Source organism: Pseudomonas sp. MDT1-17 (assembly GCF_054898105.1).
Genome location: NZ_JBUBVM010000001.1, coordinates 3211597 through 3235106, shown reverse-complemented (window position 1 = coordinate 3235106; position 23510 = coordinate 3211597). Strand labels below are relative to the sequence as shown.

The 23510-nt window shown below is 59.6% G+C and carries 20 protein-coding genes and 1 pseudogene; 10 read left to right on the top strand and 11 right to left on the bottom strand.

What is annotated here, in order from left to right:
* Positions 1-22: 22 nt before the first annotated feature.
* From ACYZTX_RS14955 to ACYZTX_RS14920, 8 genes are all read left to right on the top strand, one after another.
* Entirely contained in the window at positions 23-1891 is a 1869-nt protein-coding gene (locus tag ACYZTX_RS14955; RefSeq protein ID WP_462034704.1) for an extracellular solute-binding protein, read from the top strand.
* Complete coding sequence (locus ACYZTX_RS14950) at positions 1891-2952, top strand: microcin C ABC transporter permease YejB (protein ID WP_462034703.1); 1062 nt, start codon at positions 1891-1893, stop codon at positions 2950-2952. The genes ACYZTX_RS14955 and ACYZTX_RS14950 overlap by 1 nt, the downstream gene beginning before the upstream one ends.
* Positions 2952-3974 carry an ABC transporter permease gene (locus tag ACYZTX_RS14945; RefSeq protein ID WP_462034702.1) on the top strand — a complete coding sequence of 341 codons (1023 nt, stop codon included), beginning with the start codon at positions 2952-2954 and terminating at the stop codon, positions 3972-3974. Before ACYZTX_RS14950 ends, ACYZTX_RS14945 begins: the two co-directional genes overlap by 1 nt.
* Positions 3975-4001: 27 nt before the next feature.
* Entirely contained in the window at positions 4002-5585 is a 1584-nt protein-coding gene (locus ACYZTX_RS14940) for an ABC transporter ATP-binding protein (RefSeq protein WP_462034701.1), read from the top strand.
* Positions 5582-6997, top strand: a complete 1416-nt coding sequence (locus ACYZTX_RS14935; RefSeq protein WP_462034700.1) for a sigma-54 interaction domain-containing protein — start codon at positions 5582-5584, stop codon at positions 6995-6997. The genes ACYZTX_RS14940 and ACYZTX_RS14935 overlap by 4 nt, the downstream gene beginning before the upstream one ends.
* A gap of 285 nt (positions 6998-7282) precedes the next feature.
* On the top strand, positions 7283-8674 hold the full coding sequence (locus ACYZTX_RS14930; protein ID WP_462034699.1) for a GntP family permease: 1392 nt from the start codon (positions 7283-7285) through the stop codon (positions 8672-8674).
* 7 nt (positions 8675-8681) lie between these two features.
* The gene (hbdH, locus tag ACYZTX_RS14925) at positions 8682-9455 is read left to right on the top strand and encodes a 3-hydroxybutyrate dehydrogenase (RefSeq protein ID WP_462034698.1); all 774 of its coding nucleotides are present in this window, start codon (positions 8682-8684) and stop codon (positions 9453-9455) included.
* Between the two features lie 150 nt (positions 9456-9605).
* Positions 9606-11561 carry an acetoacetate--CoA ligase gene (locus tag ACYZTX_RS14920; RefSeq protein ID WP_462034697.1) on the top strand — a complete coding sequence of 652 codons (1956 nt, stop codon included), beginning with the start codon at positions 9606-9608 and terminating at the stop codon, positions 11559-11561.
* Positions 11562-11675: 114 nt separating this feature from the next.
* Here ACYZTX_RS14920 and ACYZTX_RS14915 read toward each other — a convergent pair whose 3' ends face one another.
* The gene (locus ACYZTX_RS14915; protein WP_462034696.1) at positions 11676-12785 is read right to left on the bottom strand and encodes a PilT/PilU family type 4a pilus ATPase; all 1110 of its coding nucleotides are present in this window, start codon (positions 12783-12785) and stop codon (positions 11676-11678) included.
* Between the two features lie 116 nt (positions 12786-12901).
* Here ACYZTX_RS14915 and ACYZTX_RS14910 point away from each other — a divergent pair, with 116 nt between their 5' ends.
* Both ACYZTX_RS14910 and ACYZTX_RS14905 read left to right on the top strand, forming a co-directional pair.
* A complete protein-coding gene (locus ACYZTX_RS14910; RefSeq protein ID WP_462034695.1) occupies positions 12902-15439 on the top strand; it encodes a hybrid sensor histidine kinase/response regulator in 2538 nt (845 codons plus the stop codon).
* A gap of 67 nt (positions 15440-15506) precedes the next feature.
* The gene (locus tag ACYZTX_RS14905; protein ID WP_007898282.1) at positions 15507-15782 is read left to right on the top strand and encodes a peptidylprolyl isomerase; all 276 of its coding nucleotides are present in this window, start codon (positions 15507-15509) and stop codon (positions 15780-15782) included.
* Between the two features lie 105 nt (positions 15783-15887).
* Here ACYZTX_RS14905 and ACYZTX_RS14900 read toward each other — a convergent pair whose 3' ends face one another.
* From ACYZTX_RS14900 to ACYZTX_RS14855, 10 genes and pseudogenes are all read right to left on the bottom strand, one after another.
* On the bottom strand, positions 15888-16823 hold the full coding sequence (locus ACYZTX_RS14900; protein WP_462034694.1) for a sugar kinase: 936 nt from the start codon (positions 16821-16823) through the stop codon (positions 15888-15890).
* A 131-nt stretch (positions 16824-16954) separates the two neighbouring features.
* Positions 16955-18172: an amino acid deaminase gene (locus tag ACYZTX_RS14895; RefSeq protein WP_462034693.1), complete on the bottom strand. Its 1218-nt coding sequence runs from the start codon at positions 18170-18172 to the stop codon at positions 16955-16957.
* A 39-nt stretch (positions 18173-18211) separates the two neighbouring features.
* Positions 18212-18976: an IclR family transcriptional regulator gene (locus tag ACYZTX_RS14890; RefSeq protein WP_462034692.1), complete on the bottom strand. Its 765-nt coding sequence runs from the start codon at positions 18974-18976 to the stop codon at positions 18212-18214.
* 132 nt (positions 18977-19108) lie between these two features.
* Positions 19109-19498, bottom strand: coding sequence for a RidA family protein (locus ACYZTX_RS14885; protein WP_462034691.1), 390 nt, complete (start codon positions 19496-19498; stop codon positions 19109-19111).
* A gap of 30 nt (positions 19499-19528) precedes the next feature.
* A complete protein-coding gene (locus tag ACYZTX_RS14880; RefSeq protein ID WP_462034690.1) occupies positions 19529-20320 on the bottom strand; it encodes an amino acid ABC transporter ATP-binding protein in 792 nt (263 codons plus the stop codon).
* Entirely contained in the window at positions 20317-20979 is a 663-nt protein-coding gene (locus ACYZTX_RS14875) for an amino acid ABC transporter permease (RefSeq protein ID WP_462034689.1), read from the bottom strand. The genes ACYZTX_RS14880 and ACYZTX_RS14875 overlap by 4 nt, the downstream gene beginning before the upstream one ends.
* An 8-nt stretch (positions 20980-20987) precedes the next feature.
* Positions 20988-21650 carry an amino acid ABC transporter permease gene (locus ACYZTX_RS14870; RefSeq protein ID WP_462034688.1) on the bottom strand — a complete coding sequence of 221 codons (663 nt, stop codon included), beginning with the start codon at positions 21648-21650 and terminating at the stop codon, positions 20988-20990.
* A gap of 51 nt (positions 21651-21701) precedes the next feature.
* Positions 21702-22550 (bottom strand): transporter substrate-binding domain-containing protein, encoded by an 849-nt coding sequence (locus tag ACYZTX_RS14865; protein WP_462034687.1) that lies wholly within the window; start codon positions 22548-22550, stop codon positions 21702-21704.
* Between the two features lie 298 nt (positions 22551-22848).
* A pseudogene (locus ACYZTX_RS14860) lies at positions 22849-23131 on the bottom strand (type II toxin-antitoxin system RelE family toxin).
* On the bottom strand, positions 23121-23369 hold the full coding sequence (locus tag ACYZTX_RS14855) for a type II toxin-antitoxin system Phd/YefM family antitoxin (RefSeq protein ID WP_462034686.1): 249 nt from the start codon (positions 23367-23369) through the stop codon (positions 23121-23123). Before ACYZTX_RS14855 ends, ACYZTX_RS14860 begins: the two are co-directional and overlap by 11 nt.
* Positions 23370-23510 lie beyond the last annotated feature (141 nt).

Here is a 23510-nt window from a genome sequence, read left to right as displayed (position 1 = left end):
CCACCCGGCTCTAAGGCTGACAATGCGACTGGCTTTCCCTACTTTGTTGTTCACTGCCGTGACCCTGTTGTTGGGCGTCACCGGTGTGAATGCAGCACCGCAACATGCGTTGACCGTGTACGGTGAACCGGCGAAGTATCCTGCCGGCTTTAGTCATTTTGCCTACACCAACCCGCAAGCCCCCAAGGGTGGCACGATGCGCCGCTCGGCAATCGAAATCGGTCAATTCGACCATATCTTGCCGTACATCGATAAAGGCATTGGCGTCACACAGATCGACGGCCTGCTTTACTCGCCACTGGCCCAGCGTTCGCTGGACGAGCCTTACACCGTGTACGGTCTGGTGGCTTCGATGATGGAGCGCTCGGACGACGGTTTGTTCCTGCGTTTCTACCTGAACCCCAAGGCCCGTTTTGCTGACGGCAAACCGATCACGGCCGAAGACGTGCGCTACACCTTTGACCTGTTGATGACCCAGGGCAGCCTGCGTTATCGCACCCAATTCGCCGACGTCAAAGGCGTAGAAGTGGAATCACCGCTAACGGTTCGGTTCGACTTTAAAAGTAATGAGAACCGCACCCTGCCCCTCGATATCGCGACCTTGCCGGTGTTTCCCGAGCATTGGTGGAAGACCCGCGATTTCGCCAGTGGTGGCGGTTACGAGCCGCCTTTGGGCAGCGGGCCCTACAGGGTGGGCAAGGTTGACTCCGGTCGCAGCATCACCTTCGAGCGTAATGCCGATTGGTGGGGCAAGGATTTGCCGGTCAGCCGCGGCCTCTACAACTTCGATCATTTCAACATCGAGTACTTCGGCGATACCGACGTCGCCCGCCAGGTCCTGCGTGGCGGCGCCTACGACTACAACCGCGAATTTTCTGCCACCGGTTACTCCATCGGCTACGAAAGCCCGGCCCTGAGCGACGGGCGCCTGCAAAAGGCGCATCTGGCAACACAAGCCCCCCAACCAGCTCAGGGTTTTGTGTTCAACCTGCAAAACCCGATGTTCCAGGACCGTCGAGTACGCCAGGCACTGGTCATGCTCTGGGATTTCGAGTGGAGCAACCGGCAGATGATGCGAGACATGTACATCCGTCAGCAGAGTTTCTTTTCCAACACCGACCTCGCCGCCCGGCACCTGCCGGACGCTGGCGAGCTGGCGATTCTCGAACCGTTGCGCGGGCAGATCCCCGACGAGGTGTTCACCCAGGTTTTCGAAGCACCGAAAACCGATGGCAGCGGCCTGATACGCGACAAACAGTTGCAGGCACTGGACTTGCTCGAACAGGCCGGCTGGAAACCCGATGGTGATCAACTGGTCAACGCCAAAGGCGAGCCGCTGAGCTTCACGTTCCTGGTCAGCCAGAACGGCATGGACCGATTGCTGCTGCCCTATAAGCGCACCCTGAAACAGATCGGCATCGACCTGAACATCCGTCGCATCGACTCGTCCCAATACGTGAATCGCCTGATGAGCCGCGACTACGACATGATCGTCACCGGCTACCCGGTCACGACTTCGCCAGGGAGTGAACTGTTCAATTACTTCGGCTCGGCCTCGGCCAACGACCCTGGCGCCAATAACTACATGGTCCTGAAAAATCCGGCGATCGACACACTGCTCACCGGACTGGTCCGCGCCACCACCCAGCCCGAGATGCTGCGCTACGCCCATGCGCTGGACCGGGTGCTGCAATGGAACTACTACTGGATTCCCAACTATTACCCGCCAGGCACCTCCACCGTGTGGTGGAATCGTTTCGGCAGGCCCAACGAGCAAGCGAGCAATGACGAAGCCATCGAGAGCTGGTGGGAAATAAGCACCACGCCGTTGACCAACCAACAGATGACGGCTGAGCAAATCAGCCGTGGCAAACCCGGAGGGCCGCACTGATGTGGGCTTACATACTGCGGCGTCTGCTGCTGATCATTCCGACGCTGGTGATCATTCTTCTGGTCAACTTCATCATCGTCCAGGCCGCGCCGGGCGGCCCGGTGGAGCAGGCCATCGCGCACTTGCAGGGCATCGGTGGTGCGAGCGTCGGCGGCGGTTCCGGCGAGAACATGTCCGGCACCTCCCGATCCAGTCGCGGCCTCGACCCGCAACTGATCAAGGACATCGAAAAGCAATACGGCTTCGATAAGCCGGCGCACGAGCGCTTGTGGCTGATGCTCACCAGTTACGCGCGCCTGGACTTTGGCAAGAGCTTTTTCCGCGGCACGACCGTCACCGACCTGATCCTGGAAAAAATGCCGGTGACCATTTCCCTGGGGCTCTGGGCGACGCTGATCACCTACCTTGTGTCGATTCCTTTAGGCATCCGCAAAGCCGTGCACCACGGCAGCCATTTCGACATCTGGAGCAGCACCGCGATCGTCATCGGCTATGCCATGCCGGCGTTCCTGTTCGCGATGTTCCTGATCGTGGTTTTTGCCGGTGGCACCTCGCTGAACTGGTTCCCGGTGCGCGGGCTGGTCTCGGACAACTTCGAGTCACTGTCGACCGTGGGCAAAATCGCCGATTACTACTGGCACCTGGTATTGCCAGTCACCTCGCTGGTGATCGGCGGGTTCGCCACGCTGACCATTCTGACCAAGAATTCCTTCCTCAATGAAATCACGCGCCAGTACGTGGTCACCGCCCGTGCCAAGGGCCTGAGCGAACGCCGAGTGCTTTACGGCCACGTGTTTCGCAACGCCATGCTGCTGGTGGTCTCGGGGATTCCCCAGGCGTTTATCAGCATATTTTTCGCTGGTTCCTTGCTGATCGAAGTGATCTTCTCCCTCGACGGCCTGGGTCGCATGAGCTACGAAGCCGCGGTTTCACGGGACTATCCGGTGGTATTCGGTTCGCTGTTCATCTTCACACTGTTCGGTCTCTTGATAAAACTCGTCGGCGACCTCTGCTACACCCTCGTCGACCCACGTATCGACTTCGCCGCGAGGAACGCCTGATGTTCAAGCTCTCGCCGTTAGGTCGTCGTCGTTTCGAGCGATTCAAGAAAAACCGTCGCGGCTGGTGGTCACTGTGGTTGTTTGTCGGCCTGTTTCTGTTGACCCTCGGTGGCGAGCTGATCGCCAACGACAAGCCGCTGATCGTCAGCTATCAGGGCTCACTCTACTTCCCGACCCTGAAGCGTCATACCGAGCAGGAATTTGGCGGCCAGCTGCCGTTTCAGGCGGACTACCGCAGCGATTATGTGCAGAAGCTGATTCACAAGGACGGTGGCTGGATGCTATTCCCGCCGATCCCCTTCAGCGACGACACACCGAACTATGACCTCAATCAACCGACGCCCAGTCCTCCAACGAAGGTTAACTGGCTGGGCACCGACGACCAGGCGCGGGACGTGTTGGCCCGAGTGATTTTCGGTGCACGGGTGTCGATCCTGTTTGCCTTGATGCTGACGTTTGTCAGCGCACTGATCGGCATCGCTGCCGGCGCCCTGCAAGGCTACTACGGCGGCTGGGTCGACCTGATCGGTCAACGGTTGCTGGAGGTTTGGTCGGGGCTGCCGGTGCTGTATCTGCTGATTATCCTGTCGGGTTTCGTCGAGCCGAATTTCTGGTGGTTGCTGGGGATCATGGCGTTGTTCTCCTGGCTGGCCCTGGTGGACGTGGTGCGCGCCGAGTTTCTGCGCGGACGCAACCTGGAATACGTCAAAGCCGCCAGGGCGCTGGGCCTGACCGACCGCAAAGTCATCGTCCGGCACATCCTGCCCAACGCGATGAACGCGACCCTGAGCTACCTGCCGTTCATTCTGACCGGGGCGATCTCGACCCTCACAGCGTTGGACTTCCTCGGTTTCGGCATGCCCGCCGGCAGTGCATCGCTGGGCGAGCTGATCGGCCAAGGCAAGCAGAACCTGCAAGCGCCGTGGCTGGGATTGACGGCGTTTTTCACCCTGGCGCTGATTCTTTCTTTGCTGGTATTTATCGGGGAGGCGTTACGTGATGCTTTCGATCCCCGATCTTGATCCGAGATCATGATGCGGACTGTTGATATGAGTAACAACCTGATCGAAATCCGTGACCTCCGCGTGGCCTTCAGCGGCCAGACCGTGGTGCGCAATCTGTGCCTGGACATCCGCCCCGGTGAATGCCTGGCGCTGGTGGGCGAGTCGGGCTCCGGTAAATCGGTGACTGCTCACTCGATCCTGCAACTGCTCCCCGAAATCGGCACCGAAACCAGCGGCAGCATTCGTTATCGGGGCCAGGAACTGGTTGGCGCCGATGCCAAGGTTCTGCGCGAGTTGCGCGGTAACCGCATCGCGATGATCTTCCAGGAGCCAATGACCTCGCTCAACCCGCTGCACAGCATCGAAAAGCAGATCGGCGAAACCCTGCTCCTGCACAAGGGCCTGGCCGGCAAAGCGGCGCAAGCACGGATTCTCGAGTTGTTGCATCTGGTAGGCATTCAGAAGCCCAAAGAGCGGCTCAAGGCCTATCCCCATCAACTGTCCGGCGGCCAACGGCAACGGGTGATGATCGCCATGGCCCTGGCCTGCGAACCGGAGTTGCTGATCGCTGACGAGCCGACCACAGCGCTGGATGTGACGGTGCAGCGCAAGATCCTGCTGCTGCTCAAATCCCTGCAACAGCGTCTGGGCATGTCGCTGCTGCTGATCAGCCACGACCTCAATCTGGTGCGCAGCATTGCCCAACGAGTGTGCGTGATGAAGGCCGGGGAAATCGTCGAGCAGGCACCTTGCGAAACACTGTTTACCGAGCCGAAACACCCTTACAGCTGCGTATTGCTGAACGCCGAACCGGAAGGTGAAGCCCTGCCCCGGGACGAGCGCGAGAACGTGCTGGAAGTGGACAATCTGCGGGTGCAGTTCGCCCTCGGTGGCGGGCTGTTTCAGCGCAAGACTTATCTAAAGGCGGTGGACGGTATCAGCCTGAATATTCAGCGCGGCAAGACGCTGGGCATTGTGGGCGAATCCGGTTCCGGCAAGTCGACGCTGGGTCAGGCGATCCTGCGCTTGCTCGATTCCGAAGGTGGCATTCGCTTTCAAGGTGAGGCGCTGGACGGTCTGACGCAAAAGCAGCTTCGACCATGGCGCAAGAAGATGCAGGTGGTGTTTCAGGACCCCTTCGGCAGCCTTAGCCCACGGATGTCCGTGGCGCAGATCATCAGTGAAGGTCTTGAGGTGCATAGCCAGTTGACGGCGGACGAATGCAAAGCCGAAGTGATTCGGGCACTGGAGGAAGTTGGTCTCGACCCGCAAAGCCGTCATCGCTACCCGCACGAGTTCTCCGGCGGCCAACGCCAACGCATCGCCATCGCCCGGGCGCTGGTACTGAAACCGGCGCTGATCCTGTTGGACGAACCGACCTCGGCGCTGGATCGCACGGTGCAAAAACAAGTGGTCGCCCTGCTCCGCCAGCTTCAGGAAAAACACGGCCTGACTTACTTGTTCATCAGCCACGACCTGGCGGTGGTGCGCGCACTGGCTCACGACATGATCGTGATCAAGGACGGCAAAGTCGTGGAAAGCGGTGCCAGCCACGACGTGTTCGATTCGCCGCAGCATCCGTATACCAAAGAGCTATTGGCGGCGGCGCATGTTGGGGCCGTTCGATGAACACCACCGAAAGCCTCAAGGACTACCAGCGCGTTCGCCTGCTGGCGATCCGTTCGTTGTTCGAGATCATCGAGCAGTCGAGTGAAGGTACGGTGATAGTCGACCGCGATGCGAACATCGTCTGGATGAACGAGCGTTATGCCCGACGCTTCGACCTGGAATCGGCGGAAGTAGCCATCGGCAAGTCCTGCGAAAGCGTGATCCCCGGCAGTCTGTTGCGCGAGGTGGTGCGCACGGGGCGACCGATTTTGCTCGACATGCAGGACACCCCCAAAGAGCCGCTGGTGGTGATGCGCCTGCCGATTCATGACGACGCCGGTGTGGTGATCGGCGCCATCGGTTTTGCGCTGTTCGACGAATTGCGCAGTTTGTCCCCGATGCTCAAGCGCTACATGAGCATGCAGGAAGAACTGGCGTCCACCCGCTCGTTGTTGCGGGCGCGGCAGACCAAGTACAACTTCGCCCACTTCATCGGCACCAGCGCCGCCAGCCTGGAAGTCAAACGCCGCGCCCGACGCAGCGCCAGCGCCGAATCCCCGGTGTTGCTGCTGGGTGAAACCGGCACCGGCAAAGAGCTGCTGGCCCAGGCGATCCACGGCGCTTCGCCGCGCGCGCACAAAGCCTTCGTCAGCATCAACAGCGCGGCGATTCCCGAATCGTTGCTGGAAGCGGAATTCTTCGGCACCGCGCCCGGCGCGTTTACCGGTGCCGATCGCCGGGGCCGCGCCGGCAAGTTACAGATTGCCCAGGGCGGCACACTGTTCCTCGATGAAATCGGCGACATGCCGTTACCACTGCAAAGCAAATTGCTGCGGGTCCTGCAGGAAAAAGAATTCGAACCGGTGGGCTCCAACGAAGTGATCCAGAGCGATGTGCGGGTGATCGCCGCGACCTCCACGGATTTGCAGGCCGCGATTAAACGCGGCGAATTTCGCGCCGATTTGTATTACCGCCTCAACGTACTGCCGATCCAGGTCCCGCCGCTGCGCGATCGCCTCGACGATCTCCCGGCTCTCAGTGAAGCCATTCTGGAAGAACTGCGCAGTCAACACGAATTGAACCGCGAAGCCCTGAACCTACTGGGTCAACATGCCTGGCCGGGGAACATTCGCGAACTGCGCAATGTGCTGGAGCGGGCGGCATTGCTCAGTGATGACTTGATGCTGAATGCCACAGATATCCGCGCGGCGATTGGTACGTTCACACCGGTAGCGCGTGCGGCGCCTGTCACGATTGTTCCGGTTGCGCACGAGACTTTTGGTGAAGCTCGGGAGCGGTTTGATCGACAGTTGATTGAGGTAACCCTCGCGCAATGCGGCGGGAAGGTTGTTGAAGCGGCGGCGCGATTGGGACTGGGGCGGTCGACGTTGTACAAGAAGATGGTGGCGTTGGGGATTGCAGAGTCTCCGTAACGAGACACAAATCTCCATCGATAGACAGACCTTCGCGAGCAGGCTCGCTCCCACCCTTGACCGCATTTCTACAAGTTGAACACTCAACCTGTGGGAGCGAGCCTGCTCGCGAAGAGGCCTTCAAAATCGACACATGTCTCCAAATAGAGACGAAAACCTCAAGCGCGCCATGAAAATCTGAAAAAAATCCATATATTTCAATGTCTTAACCGTCTGGCACGAAACTCGCTATAGCCCTCTCCCACAAAGGATCCACCCTACAAAAATAAAATCCAGGAGACACACATGAGTGTGATCATTGCCTTGGCAGCCCTTACGCTGCTGATGCTTGCCGCTTACCGTGGCTACAGCGTTATCCTTTTTGCCCCGATTGCCGCCCTCGGCGCCGTTCTGCTCACTGACCCTTCCGCCGTCGCCCCTGCCTTCACCGGGGTGTTCATGGAGAAAATGGTCGGCTTCATCAAACTGTATTTCCCGGTGTTCCTGCTCGGTGCGGTGTTCGGCAAACTGATCGAACTGTCTGGCTTCTCGCGCTCCATCGTCGCCGCGGCGATTCGCCTGCTCGGCACCCGCCAAGCGATGCTGGTGATCGTGCTGGTCTGCGGCCTGCTGACTTACGGCGGCGTGTCGCTGTTTGTGGTGGTGTTCGCGGTCTATCCGTTTGCCGCTGAAATGTTCCGCCAGAGCAATATTCCCAAGCGGCTGATTCCGGCGACCATTGCCCTCGGTGCATTCTCGTTCACCATGGACGCCCTGCCCGGCACCCCGCAAATCCAGAACATCATCCCCAGCACCTTCTTCAATACCACCGCCTGGGCCGCGCCTTGGCTGGGCTTGATCGGCTCGATCTTCGTTGTCTGCGCCGGCATGCTGTTTCTCCAGCGCCAGCGCAACAAGGCGCAGCACGCCGGTGAAGGGTATGGCACCGATCTGCGCAACGAGCCGGAAACCGCTGCCAACATCAAACTACCAAATCCGTGGATCGCGGTGTCGCCGCTGCTGGCCGTCGGCATCATGAACCTGCTGTTTACCCAGTGGATTCCGCAGTGGTACGGCAAGACCCACAGCCTCGCGCTGCCGGGCATGGCCGCGCCGGTGACCACCGAAATCGCCAAGCTCACGGCGATCTGGGCGGTGCAGGCCGCCCTGCTGGTCGGCATCATCATGGTACTGGTGTTCGGCTTCCAGACGATTCGCGGAAAACTCGCCGAGGGCAGTAGAAGTGCGGTCAGCGGTTCGTTGCTGGCGGCGATGAACACCGCGTCGGAGTACGGTTTCGGTGCTGTGATCGCCTCCTTGCCGGGCTTCCTGGTATTGGCCGACTGGCTCAAAAGCATTCCCAATCCGCTGGTCAACGAAGCGATTACCGTGACCCTGCTCGCCGGTATCACCGGTTCTGCATCGGGCGGCATGAGCATTGCGCTGGCGGCCATGGCCAATGACTTCATCGCAGCGGCCCACGCCGCCAACATTCCACTGGAAGTGCTGCACCGCGTGGCCGCGATGGCCAGTGGCGGCATGGACACCCTGCCGCACAACGGCGCGGTGATTACCTTGCTGGCGGTCACCGGCCTGACCCACCGTGAAGCCTACAAAGACATTTTCTGTATTACGCTGATCAAGACCCTGGCGGTTTTTGTGGTGATCGGTACTTTCTACGCCACTGGCATTGTGTGAGGTATTCATGACAACTCTTTCGGGCAAGACTGCACTGGTCACCGGTTCCACCAGCGGCATTGGCCTGGGCATTGCCCTCAGCCTGGCCAAGGCGGGCGCCAATCTGATCCTCAACGGTTTCGGTGATGCTTCCAAGGTGATTGCTGAAGTGGAGCAGTTCGGCGGCAAGGTCGGCCATCACCCGGCCGACGTCAGCAATCCTGAACAGATCGCCGACATGATCGCCTACGCCGAACGTGAGTTCGGCGGCGTGGACATTTTGGTCAACAATGCCGGCATCCAGCATGTGGCACCGGTCGAGGATTTCCCGGTGGAGCGCTGGGATTCGATCATTGCGATCAACCTGTCGTCGGTCTTCCACAGCACCCGTTTGAGCCTGCCAGGCATGCGCGCCAAGGGCTGGGGACGGATCATCAACATCGCTTCGGTGCATGGCCAGGTCGGGTCGGTGGGCAAGGCGGCTTACGTGGCGGCCAAGCACGGGGTCATCGGTTTGACTAAAGTTGTGGGTCTGGAAACGGCCACCACCCATGTCACCTGCAACGCCATCTGCCCGGGTTGGGTGCTGACGCCGCTGGTGCAGAAGCAGATTGATGATCGCATCGCCAAAGGGGTCGACCCGCAGCAGGCGCAGCATGATTTGCTGGCCGAAAAGCAGCCGTCGCTGGAGTTCGTCACGCCGCCGCAACTGGGCGAGCTGGTGCTTTTTTTGTGCAGCGAAGCGGGCAGCCAGGTGCGTGGCGCGGCGTGGAATATTGATGGTGGGTGGTTGGCGCAGTAATCAGCCGCTAAATCGCGTTATCGTTCTTCGCGAGCAGGTCGGATCGCCGCACCGTCGCTCCCACAGGGGATCGCATTTCAATGTGGGAGCGCCGGTGCGGCGATCCGACCTGCTCGCGAATGGATCTGAAGACATAAGAAGAGGCAAGCCATGTCCGACATCCTCTGGCAACCCAGCGCCAAGCGCATCGGCAAGACCCGCATGGAGGCCTTTCGGCGCTTCATCAATCAACGACACAACCTCCATGTCGACGACTACCCTGCCCTGCACCAATGGTCCATCGATCAGCGCGAGGCGTTCTGGCAGGCCATCGTCGATTTCTTCGACATCCATTTCCACGATCAACCGGACGCTGTGCTGGTCGAAGGCGCGCAAATGCCCAGCGCCCAATGGTTTCCCGGCGCTACCCTGAACTTCGCCGAACACCTGCTGCGCCGTCGCGACGATGCCGTGGCCGTGGTGGCCATCGGTGAAAACGGCCAACGTGAACAATTGACCTGGGCCGAACTGGCAGAGCATGTCGCCGGTTTTCAACAGAGCTTGATCGCCGCCGGCGTCGTCGTTGGCGACCGAGTGGCCGCGTGCATGCCGAACACCTGGCAGACCCTGGTGGCCATGCTCGCCACCACCAGCCTGGGGGCGATCTGGTCCTGTTCTTCGCCGGACTTCGGCACTCAAGGGGTGATCGATCGCTTCGGCCAGATCGAACCGACCGTGTTGATCACCTGCGCCGCTTACCGCTATGCCGGCAAGGAAATCGACCAGACCGCCAAGGTCAATGAAATCCTCGAACGCTTGCCGTCCTTGAAACAGCTGATCGTCGTGCCTTACGCCCGGCCACAGGCGCGCATCGAGGACTTTAAGACTCGGGCCAACGTGACGCTCTGGGAGGATTTCTACGAGGCTGGCGGCGAACCGGATTTCGTTCCCGTGCCCTTCGCGCATCCGCTGTACATCCTCTATTCCAGCGGCACCACGGGCGTGCCCAAATGCATCATTCACAGCACCGGCGGCGTGTTGCTGCAACACGTCAAGGAACATGGCCTGCATTGCGATCTCGGCCCCGGCGATCGTTTGTTCTACTACACCACGTGCGGCTGGATGATGTGGAACTGGCTGGTCTCGGCGCTGGCCGTGGACAGCGCGGTGGTGCTGTATGACGGCTCGCCGTTTCATCCTGCCACCGAGCGCCTGATCGATCTGATCGACGACGAACGCATCAGCGTCTTCGGCACCAGCCCCAAGTACCTCGCAACCCTGGAAAGCAGCGGCGTCAAACCTCGCAAAAGCCATGACCTGAGCAGCCTCAAAACCCTGCTCTGCACGGGTTCCGCGTTGTCGCCCCAGAGTTACGACTATGTCTACCGCGACCTCAAGGCTGACCTGTGCCTGGCCTCGATGTCCGGCGGCACCGACATCGTCTCGTGTTTTGTGAACAGCAATCCGCTGCAACCCGTGCGCCGTGGCGAGATACAAGGCAAAAGCCTGGGCATGGCGGTGGAAGTCTGGAACGACGACGGCCAGCCTGTGATCGGCGAAAAAGGTGAGCTGGTGTGCACCCGGCACTTTCCGGCAATCCCCATCGGGTTCTGGAATGATCTTCAGCAGGAAAAGCTTCGCACCTCGTATTTCAGTCAGTTCCCCGGCGTCTGGGCCCAAGGCGATTACGCTGAACAATTGCCCCATGGCGCGATGATGATCCACGGACGCTCCGACGCCGTACTCAACCCCGGTGGCGTGCGCATCGGCACGGCGGAAATCTACCGCCAGGTGGAGAAGGTCCCGCAGGTACTGGACAGCGTGGCCATCGGTCAGCAATGGCTGGATGACGTTCGGGTCGTGTTGTTCGTACGTTTGCGCGACGGCGTCGAATTGGACGAGGGGCTTGAGCAGCAGATCCGCCAGGTCATCCGCGCCAACACCACGCCACGGCATGTGCCGGCGAAGATTGTCGCGGTGACGGACATTCCACGGACGATCAGTGGCAAGGTTGTCGAGTTGGCCGTGCGAAATGTGGTGCACGGGCAGAAGGTAAAGAATACCGATGCCCTGGCCAATCCTGAGGCGCTTGAGCAATTCCGCAACCGCCCCGAACTCAACGACTGAAACACAACCTGTGTAGGAGCTGCCGAAGGCTGCGATCTTTTGATCTTTAGCGACATCATTGGCGCCATAAAATCAAAAGATCGCAGCCTTCGGCAGCTCCTACAGGGGGCGGTGTCAGTCCATCAACCCCCATTCACCCGGCGGTGCATGGGGGACCGGTGACGCTTCGGTGTGCAGCTTTAGCCGTAACCTCAAATTGTTCACCGAATCCGCATGTTTGAGCGCTTCTTCCTCTTCAATCGCCCCCTCGACGACCAACGCGTACAACGCACCGTCGAACGTCTGCATTCCCAGTTCCACAGACTTCTCCATGATCCCCTTCAGTTCTGAAAACTCATTGCGCCGAATCAGGTCGCCGATGGTCGGCGTCCCGAGCATCACTTCTACCGCCGCCCGGCGCCGACCGTCGCGGGTGCACACCAGGCGCTGGGAAACGAAGGCCTTGAGGTTGTTGCCCAAATCATTAAGCAGCTGTGGCCGGCGCTCTTCAGGAAAGAAGTTAATGATCCGGTCCAGCGCCTGATTGGCGTTATGCGCATGCAGGGTGGAAATGACCAGATGGCCGGTATCGGCAAACGCCAGCGCGTGCTCCATCGTCTCGCGGTCACGGATTTCGCCGATCAGCACGACATCCGGTGCCTGACGCAGCGTATTTTTCAATGCAGCATGAAAACTGCGAGTATCGACGCCAACCTCGCGCTGGTTGATGATCGACTTTTTGTGCCGATGGACGTACTCGACCGGGTCTTCGATGGTGATGATGTGGCCACTGCTGTGGCGATTGCGGTAATCGATCAATGCCGCCAGCGAGGTGGATTTGCCAGAGGCGGTGGCGCCGACGAACAGCATCAAGCCTTGTTTGAGCATCACCGTCTCGAGCAGCACCGACGGCAGCTTGAGGTCTTCGAAACGCGGAATGTCGAGTTTGATGTTGCGCGCCACGATCGACACATCGTTGCGTTGTTTGAAGATATTGACCCGAAAACGCCCGACACCTGTCAAAGAGATCGCCAGGTTCATCTCCAGCTCCCGATCGAACTCCAAACGTTGTTCGGCGTCCATGATGGACGCGGCAATGGCCGCAATTTCTCCCGGTTTGAACGGCTGATCGGCCAAGGGTTTAAGCACACCGTCGAACCGTGCGCTGGGGGGCGCACCGGTGGACAGGTATAGATCGGAGCCATCCTGATTGGCCAGGAGCCTCAACAGCGAATCGATTTCCATGGCAAAAAGCACCCGCGAAGCATTCAATGAACAGAAATGACCCACAATGGGGCATCCAGCGTCTACCGCCTCAGGATAGTTGACGCCGCCACACCGACTAAGTGCAGGACATGTTGATGAATGCATCACCGACCGGCAGCGATGCCCAGGCCTTGATTGCCCGACTGGACTGGAGACGCAGCCCGCTGGGCGCGGCCAGTACCTGGCCGCAGAGCTTGCGAACCGCCGTGGACATCGTGATTCATTCGCCGATGCCCATGCTGTTGTTGTGGGGTCCGCACCTCACGCAGATCTACAACGATGGCTTTGCCCTGCTGGCAGGCAGCAAGCATCCCCACGCTTTCGGACAGCCGACGCACCTGATCTGGCCAGAGTTAAAGGAATTTACCGACCCCATTTACAGCGCCGTCCTACAAGGACAGGTGCGGACCTACAGCGAACAGCGCTTCACCGTGCAGCGCGATGGCCATGATTCCGACTTCTGGCTGGACCTGACCTACAGCCCCATCCGCGATGAAAGCGCACAGGTCGCCGGGATTCTGGTCACCGCCATCGAAACCAACGAAAGACGACGCATCGCCCTCGAACTCGAACAGCGCTCGGCCGCCAGCCTCAAGGCCCAGCACGAAACCGAGGAGCGCCTGCAACTGGCCCTCGCCGCCACAGACGCCGTCGGCACCTGGGATTGGGACATCGGCGAGGATCGCTTCATTGCCGACACCCACTTCGCCCAATTGCACGGCATCGACCCGCTGCTGGCCAGCCAGTTGCCCATCAGCGCTTACCTCCAGGGGGTGCACCCGGAAGATCGCGCCATGGTCACCCGCAGCATCAAGCACTCCATCACCCAAGGCACCGAGTACGCCGAGGAGTATCGCCTGCTGCAACCCGACGGTCAGCTGCGCTGGGTGTTTGCCCGGGGTCGTTGCTACAAGGACCACCATGGCCGGCCGATTCGTTTCCTCGGCGCTGCCCTGGACCTGACTGAACGTAAACACACCGAGCAAGCCTTGCGGCAAAGTCAAACCGAGCTGCAACTGATCATCAACGCCATGCCGATCCTGATCAGCTACGTGGACAGCGAGGAGCGCTTTCGCCTGAACAATGCGGCCTACCTCGATTGGTACGGCCTGACGCCTCAGGAGCTCTATGGCAGAACCATCCGTGAAGTATTGGGTGAAGAAGCCTATGCGTTGCGTGCCGAACACATCGTCCAGGCACTGTCCGGCAGGTCTTGTTGTTTCAGCATCAGCACCCCGCACCGTGACGGCAGCATCCGCCATGCCCTGATGAACTACTTGCCGCGCCACGGTGCGGATGGTGCGGTCAATGGGTTCTACATCTTTGTGATCGACGAAACCGAGCGCAAACAGACCGAAGAAGCCCTGCGCAACCTCAACGAAACCCTTGAGGAACGCGTTGTCGCCCGCACCCAACAACTGGCCGAAGCCAACCAGCGGCTGCAGAACGAGATGTTCGAACGCGAGCGCGCCGAAGAAGCGTTGCGGCATGCACAGAAGATGGAAGCGCTCGGCCAGCTCACCGGCGGTATCGCCCATGACTTCAACAATATGCTCACCGGGATCATCGGCAGCCTGGATTTGATGCAGCGTTACATCGCCGACGGGCGCGCCGCCGAGGTGGGCCGTTTCACCGAGGCGGCAGTATCCTCGGCCAACCGTGCCGCCGCCCTGACCCATCGCCTGCTGGCGTTTTCCCGGCGTCAGTCACTGGATCGCAAGCCGCTCAACGCCAATGACCTGATCCATTCCCTGGAAGATCTGCTCAGCCGGACCAAGGGCGACCACATCGAGCTCACACTGCAACTGGCCGATGACGTCTGGCCGGTCAGCACGGACGTCAGCCAGCTGGAAAACGCCCTGCTCAATCTGGTGATCAACGCCCGGGACGCCATGCCCGATGGCGGTGAGTTGCGGATCGAAACGGCCAACGTTTACCTCGACAGCAGTGACATCAACACCCTGGAACCGGTCAAGGCCGGGGATTATCTGATGATCGCCGTCAGCGACAACGGTACCGGCATGACACCGTCGGTGCTGGCCAAGGCCTTCGACCCGTTCTTCACCACCAAGCCCATCGGCCAGGGCACCGGTCTCGGGCTGTCGATGATCTATGGTTTTGCCCAGCAGTCGGGTGGGCATGTCAGCCTGTTCAGCTTGCCGGGCCAGGGCACTAGCGTGCGTCTGTACCTGCCGCGGCTACACGCCTCAGAGCCAGAAAACATCCTGATGCCGGTCACCAGCGAGGCGCCGGCCGCGATTGCCGGTGAAACCGTGGTGTTGGTGGAGGATGACCCGGCGGTGCGCATGCTGGTGCTCGACCTGCTCAAGGAGCTGGGTTACCACGCCCATGAAGCCGAAGACGCGAAGACCGCCCTGCCCCTGCTGGAATCCGACCTGCGGGTCGATTTGCTGGTCACCGACGTCGGGCTGCCGGGAATGAACGGTCGGCAACTGGCGGAAATCGCGCGCCAGCACCGCCCCCAACTCAAAGTGCTGTTCATGACCGGTTATGCGGAAAAAGCCGCCGAGCGCCAGGGCTTCCTGGAGGAAGGCATGGACATGGTGTCAAAGCCCTTTTCCATTGACCTGTTGGCTAACAAGATTCGCGCGATGATCGGTCAACCGGACTGAGTTAAGGCATAATCGCGCGCCCCCCCGCTGGCACCAACATAGCCACCACCGTTGCAAGGTACTGCTCATGAAAGCTCAAGCCCGCCATATTCTGGTGAAAACCTCGGAAGAAGCCGAACAGCTCAAACAACGCATCGCCAAGGGCGAAGCCTTCGATGTACTGGCCAAGAAGTATTCCACCTGCCCGTCCGGCAAGCGCGGCGGCGACCTTGGTGAAGTTCGGCCCGGGCAGATGGTCGGGGTCATCGATGCCGTGATCTTCAAAAAACCGCTGCGCGTGGTGCACGGGCCGATCAAGAGCAAGTTTGGTTATCACCTGGTGCAGGTGTTTTACCGGGATTGATGGATCATTGTAGGAGCTGCCGAAGGCTGCGATCTTTTGATCTTGCTCTTTTAAATCAAGATCAAAAGATCGCAGCCTTCGGCAGCTCCTACAGAGGATTGCATTTCAATCTTTGGGGATCAGCGCTCCTGGTACTTGAATCACCCGGCTCGCCAACCGATGCCCCGCTTGCGCAGCCTCAACCGGACTGCCGCCCTTGAGCCGACTGGCCAAATACGCCGCACTGAACGAATCCCCCGCCGCCGTGGTGTCCACCACTCGCTCAACGACCTGAGCCGGCACTTCGAACGACTCTCCATCACAGCGAATCAGACAGGCCTCGGCGCCACGCTTGAGCACCACTTCAGGCGTGCCGATCTGCTCGTAAGCAGCAAACACCGCCTCACAATCAGAAAAATGAAACAACGCCTGCTCGTCATCGACGGTCAGCAACGCCAGGTCGACATAGGGCAGAACGCTGCGATAAGCCGTCCGAGCCTCTTCAACCGATGCCCACAAACGTGGCCGGTAGTTGTTGTCAAATACGATCCGCGCATCCCGCTGCCGGGCTTCGATCAGGGTATCCAGCAACTTCTCCCGCCCCTGCACACCCAGTACCGCCAGGGTGATACCGCTGAAATACAGCACGTCGTAATCCGGCAGCGCGGCCAGGATCGGCGCGGCGGCTGGGGTCGTAAAGCAATCACGGACTGCCGCTTCATTGCGCCAGTAGAGAAAACGCCGCTCGCCGGCGGCGTCAGTCTGGATGCAATACAAGCCGGGCAAGCGACCGGGCAAGCGCTGGACCATGCCCAGTCCGATGTTTTCGTCGGCCCAGCTCTGGCACATGGCATCGCTGAAACTGTCGTCGCCCAGCGCGGTGACGTAATCCACGGTGCCGCCCTCGCCCAACGCCCGGGACAGGTAGACCGCCGTGTTCAAGGTATCGCCACCGAAACTCTGTTGCAGGCTGCCGTCGGCGCGTTGCTGCAACTCGATCATGCACTCGCCGATCAGGGCGATGCGTGGGGTGTTGGGGCCGAGGGTGCTGATGGTGTTCATTGTTCTTGGGGTCTCAGGTGTTTCTGCGTTGTCTGGTAGGGCCCTTTCGCGAGCAGGCTCGCTCCCACAATGGAATGCGTTCCCCTGTGGGAGCGAGCCTGCTCGCGAAGGCCGCGCCTCGGCCTGGAGCCTTAGAAACAGGTTTCCATGGTTTCGATGACATTAAGTTGCTCATCCACCAGACACCCGGTACGCCACTTGTCGAACGTCAGGCACGGATGGGACGTGCCGAACGAAATGATGTCCCCCACCCGCAACTCAACGCCCGGCGCTACGGTCATGAACGCATGCTGGTCCATCACCGCCGTCACCTTGCAGGCGCTGACGTCATCGCCCGTCGCCGGCACTACACCGGCCTTGTAGCGCAACAGCGGCACCGGCAAACCGGCGTCGTAGGCCACGTCGCGTTTACCCAGGGCGATCACCGCAAACCCCGGCTCCGGCAACGACTGCACATGCGCCCAGACTTCCAGCGCCGGGCGCAGGCCCTCGTGCAGATCGCTGCGGCGGTCGAGCACGCAGCATTGCGCCTCTTTGTAGATGCCGTGATCGTGCGCCACATAGCTGCCGGGACGCAGCACACTGAGGAAACGCCCACCGGCGTTCTGCGCTTCGAATGATTCAGCGATCAGGTCGTACCAGGCCGAACCCGATGCGGTGATGATCGGCTTGGCAATGGCGAACGCTCCGCTGTCCTGCAACTGCACGGCCAGGCGCACCAAAGAAGCAGCGAACGCTCGGATGCCGCTCTCCGCGTGATCGCCGTGAATCACCCCTTCGTAACCTTCGATGCCGGTCAGCGCCAGGGCCGGTTGCGCAGCAATGGCCTTGGCCAGTGCGACCACTTCCTCTTCCGTGCGGCAACCGCAACGACCGCCGACCACGCCGTACTCGATCATCACGTTCAGCCGCACGCCGCGCGAGGCGAAATAAGCGCCCAGGTCAGCGACGTTGTCCGGGTGATCGACCATGCAATGGAAGTCGAAAGCCGGATCGGCCAGCAGGTCAGCGATCAACGCCATGTTCGGCGTACCGACCAATTGGTTGGCCATCAGGACCCGATGCACGCCATGGGCGTAAGCCGCGCGGGTTTGCGTGGCGCTGGCCAGGGTGATGCCCCAGGCACCGGCGTCCAGTTGGCGCTGAAACAGCGCCGGGGTCATGCTGGTTTTGCCGTGGGGCGCGAGTTCCGCACCACTGTTGCTGACAAACGCCTGCATCCAGCGAATGTTGTGTTCCAGCGCTTCGCGGTGCAGCACCAATGCAGGCAAGCTGACGTCGCGCACCAGGTTGGCGCCCGCGTGGGCGAAACCCTTTTCCACGGCAGCCGTATTTTTGGCAGAAGACATGGTCGAACTCCTCACATTCGCGGCCGCAGGCAGCCGCTGTTATTCGTTGATGCGACGGGCCAGGTTGTTGGCACTGTCGATCAGCACCCGGCGATAGTCGTTGTAGTTGTTCTTGGCATCGGCCCGGGGGGCGACGATGCACAGGGTCGCAATGGCCACGCCGTTGGCGTCTTTGACCGGGGCGGCGAAACAATGGGTAAACGTGTCGGCGACGCTATCGAAAGAGAAGAATCCATCGATACCGGCCTGACGAATCTCCTGGAGAAACTGTGCAAGCGGCAGGCGCTCGCCGTTGGGCAGGATGAAGTCGTCGTGATCGATCAGGTCGACGATTTCCTGGTCGCTCAGATGCGCCAGCAAGAGGCGCCCGGAAGCGGTCCAGGGAATCGGTGCGTTCTCGCCGATGTCCGAGGAAATGCGGAAATGCCGCTCGCCCTCTTTCATCAATGCCACGGTGTACTTTCGTCCGTTGAGCAGGCACATCTGCGCGGTTTCGCGGGTCTGGCTGACGATCTCCTGCAAGGCATGATCGGCCTCGCGGGTCAGGTCGAAATGGCGCAAGTGCGCCTGCCCGAGGAAGTACAACTGACGGCCGAGGTAGACGTGACCGTCCTTGCCCACGGGCTCGAGAATGCGCCGTTCCAGCAGGGAGGCGACCAATTCGTAGACCGTGGATTTCGGGCTGCCGATGCCGCTGGCGATTTCGTTCGGGCGCAGGGGCTTGCCGACTTCCTTGAGGAAATCGAGGATATCGAACGCCCGGTCCAGACCGCGAGCCCGGCGCTTGATGGTGTCTTCGGTCATGTCTGTGTTCCCATTCAAAGTCGCCCTGTAGGAGCTGCCGCAGGCTGCGATCTTTTGATCTTGCCCTTGTGGCTTGTCCAAAAGCGCCAAAAGATCGCAGCCTTCGGCAGCTCCTACAAGAGCGATCGCGGTTCAGGCCTTTTTCTTGTACGCAACACAGTCAATCTCAACCTTGCAATCGACCATCATGTTCGCCTGCACACAGGCCCGCGCCGGTGCGTGTTCGCTTTTGAAGTACTCGGAAAACACCTTGTTGAAGCTCCAGAAATCCCGCGGATCTTCCAGCCACACGCCGGTGCGCACCACGTCTTCCAGGCCATAACCGGCTTCTTCGAGAACGGCGATCAGGTTCTTCATGGTCTGGTGAGTCTGCTCGACGATGCCGCCCGCAATGATCTCGCCGTCCAGCGCCGGCACCTGGCCGGACACGTGCAGCCAGCCATCGGCTTCAACGGCGCGGGCAAAAGGACGGGGCTGGCCGCCACCGGCGGTGCTGCCGGTGCCGTAACGAGTAATGCTCATGAGTGTTTCTCCTGATTGAAAAGTGAAAGGTCAAAAACGCGTGTTCTTGAGAAACTCCGCCAGACGTGGCGATTGCGGGCGTTCGAACAGTTTCTTGGGGGGCCCCTGCTCTTCAATCCGGCCCTGATTCATGAATACGATCTTGTCCGAAACCTCGAAGGCAAAACGCATTTCGTGGGTGACCAGCAACATGGTCATGCCTTCATCGGCGAGCCCCTTGATCACGTTCAGCACTTCGCCGACCAGTTCCGGGTCGAGGGCCGAGGTCACTTCGTCGAACAGCATCAGGCTCGGGTTCATCGCAATCGCCCGGGCAATCGCCACACGCTGTTGCTGACCGCCGGACAACTGACCGGGATAGTGGTCGCGTCGTTCCAGCAAGCCGACCCGTTCCAGCCATTTCTCCGCCAGGGCAACAGCTTCATCCTTGTGCAGCTTTTTGACCTTGAGCAGACCGAGGGTGACATTCTGCAACGCCGTCAGATGCGGAAACAGGTTGAACTGCTGGAACGCCATGCCGGTCATGGCCCGATGCCTGGCGATGACTTTTTCCGGGTGACGCACGCGCTTGCCGTTGATCTCGTCATAACCGATGGACTCGCCATCGAGCACGATTTGTCCGCCTTGGAATTCTTCGAGCATGTTCACGCAACGCAGCAGCGTGGTCTTGCCCGAGCCGCTGGAACCGATCAGCGTCACGACGTTGCCGCGCTGCATGGCCAGGTCGACGCCCTTGAGCACTTCAAGCTTGCCGTATTGTTTGTGCAGGCCACGGATGTCCAGCAGCGCCTGATTCTGTGTCGAAACTTGAGGTTGAGTCATGGCAAATCCACCCGCTTTTCAATGTGCCGGCCGAGTAATTCGATGGCGTAGTTGATGACGAAAAACAGAAATCCGGCAAACAGGTAAAACTCCAGCGTCATGAAGGTGCGGGCGATGATTTGTTGCGTGCTGAGCAACAACTCAGCCACACCGATCACCGACAACAGCGTCGAAGCCTTGACGATCTCCGTGGACGAGTTGACCCAGGTCGGCAAGATCTGCCGCAGCGCCTGAGGCAACAGCACGTAGCCGAGCGATTGATAAAACGTCAGGCCGATGGCCTTGCTCGCTTCCATCTGACCACTGGGCAGCGCTTGCAACGCGCCGCGAACAATCTCGGCGACGTGGGAGCCGCAAAACAGCGTCAGCCCCAACGCGCCGGCCTGAAACGCACTGATCTGCCAGCCCAGCGCAGGCGCCATATAGAAGCAGGCGAGCACCAATACAAACACTGGCGTGCCGCGAATGATGTCGACGTAAAACCGAAACGGCGCACGCATCCAGAACTTGCCGTAGGTCAGCACCAGACCGGTGACAATACCGACCATCGTGCCCAACAGAATCGCCAAGGCCGAGACCTGCACACTGGTCAGAAAACCTTGCCACAGGACTTCCCGCGCTACCCATAACTCATGCAACCAACTGGGGGATTCGTACATGTGGCCTCCTATCGGCGAATCGCCAGACGCTGCTCGAGGTAACGCAGCATCATGGCAATGAGGTAACAGGCCGCCACATAGAGCGCTGTGGTCACCATCCAGGTTTCAATCACCCGGTAGCTCTCGACATTGATCTTGCGCGCGTAATAAGTCAGCTCCGGCACGGCAATCGCAGCCGCCAACGAGGTGTCCTTGAACAGCGAGATAAAATTGTTCGACAAGGCCGGCAGTACATTCCGCAGCATCACCGGCACAGTGACGTAAGCCTTGACCTGCCACTCACCGAGACCGATTGCCAACCCGGCTTCACGTTGTCCCTTGGGAATGCTCAACAACCCGCCGCGGAACACTTCGGTCAGATAGGCCCCGGCATACAGCGACAGCGTGATGATGAACGACGGGATCTTGTCCAGACGGATCCCCAGGCTCGGCAAGGCGAAGTAGATCAACAGAATCAACACCAGAATCGGCGTGTTACGGATGACCGTCACATACACCGACGCCAGCACCCGCAATGCGCGGTGCTTTGAAAGCAAAGCAAACGCCATCATCAGGCCGATCACGCAACCGATGGCGATCGACACCAGCGCCAGTTCAAGGCCCAGACCGAGCCCCACCAGCAAGGTGTCGAAATCGCGCCACACGGCGGCAAAGTTCAACTGATAGTTCATGGTCAGCAGTACCTTGAACGGGGCGATCGGAACCGCCCCGCTCTCACGGGATCATTTGAATTCGACGGGGAAGCCAATCGCGGGAGTCGGCAAATCGACTCCGAACCACTGCTTGAAGGACGCCGCGTAAGTCGGGAACTCAACGCCGGTCATGGCTTCATGCAGGGCTGTGTTGACGAAGTTCAGCCAGTCTTGATCGCCGCGTTTGACCGCGCACGCGTAGGTTTGCGGGCTCCAGGCGAAAGCCGGACTGCGATAGCGTCCCTGGTTTTGCACCATCAGGTATTTCACCGACGATTGATCGGTGGCAGCGGCATCGGCGCGGCCGGAGTTCACCGCCTGATACATCAGGTCCACGCTGTCGTATTGATCAACCTTGGCGTTAGGCAAGGCCTGATGCACTAACTCTTCGGCGTACACGTTCTGCAGCACCGCCACCGTCACGCTGTCGCCGGCGCCTTTAAGGTCTTCGATTTCCTTGTACTTGCTGTTGGCCGGTAACAGCAGGCCGACACCTTCGCGGTAGTACGGCAACGTGAACGCCACCTGCTGCGCACGGCTGGCGGTGACGGTAATGAACTGACAGCTCATGTCGACCTTGTCGGTCAGCAAATTGGGAATCCGCGCATCGGACGACTGCACCACGAACTCGACCTTGCTCGGGTCGTTGAACAACCCTTTGGCCACCATTCGCGCGATATCGATATCGAAACCCTGCAACTTGCCGTCCGCCCCCTGGAAGTGCCACGGCGCATTGGTACTGCCCGTGCCCACAATCAGTTTCCCGCGGGCCAGCACGCTGTCGAGCTTGCTGTCCGCCGCCTGGGCCACGCCCATGGCAACAGCCGAAGCTGCGAGAACAAAAACACACGCTTTAAACAAGGAAGGTCGGCATTGCATGGCAAGCACTCCAGGGTGATGTTTATTCCGCTATACCGGAACTAGGTATGTAACAACGGAATAGACAGCAGAAAGTGTGCCACAGGATGAGGGGGGGGATGTTGGGGAGATTGAAAAGTGTTTTGAATCAGATGGATGGATAAAATACAGAACGGACATTACGAAATGGGCAGCTGAGAGATCGCTACCTTTAGCTACAAAGTGCGGGTACCTGGTTCACAGTCGGAGTTTTGATGAGCTGATTCGGTGCGGTGCTGCATTAGACTGGGCAGCCGGAAAATGAAGTTACCAAGGACCATCAGCGATCGGCTGCATTCTTGTAAACATCGCTCCGCTCTCTTTTGCCCACGGCAATCACGGTCACTACCAGCACATCATCAAGGACGCGATATACCATTCGATATCCGGCACTACACAGCTTGATTTTGTAAGCATTTTCCAAGCCCGCTGAGTCGGTCAGCGGGAACGTGGGGGTTTACAAGACGCTCCTGAAGTTTCCTTTTGAACTGGCCCTTCAGGTTTACTCCGAGTTTTTTCCATTCTTTCCAGGCTTTTTCTGAGAACTCCAGCTCATAGGTCATCAATCGAAACCCTTATGGTCGGATCATTTTCCCGCTCGTTACAAAGGGCAAGTAACTCCAAGTCATCCAGGCGATTCATCATGGCTTCGTACTCTTTGGCGGGAACACAATAGAAAGCCGGCTCATTGCGGTTAAGGATTGCAACGGACAGGCCACCGCCAGCAGCGACTGTACCCATCGGATTTTTTTTCAGTTCAGAGATGCTAGCCACCACCTGCGAAAGCACGATATGTGTCATGAAGTTATTCCTTAGGGTGCTTTTAGAAGTGCTAAAAAATAGCACTCCAAAGCGTATCTGCCTCTGTCTCTTTTGTCATAAAGGAGGCGCTCAGTGCTTGCCGCTTTTTGCCCTTCGATTGGATTGATCTTGCGCTCCAGG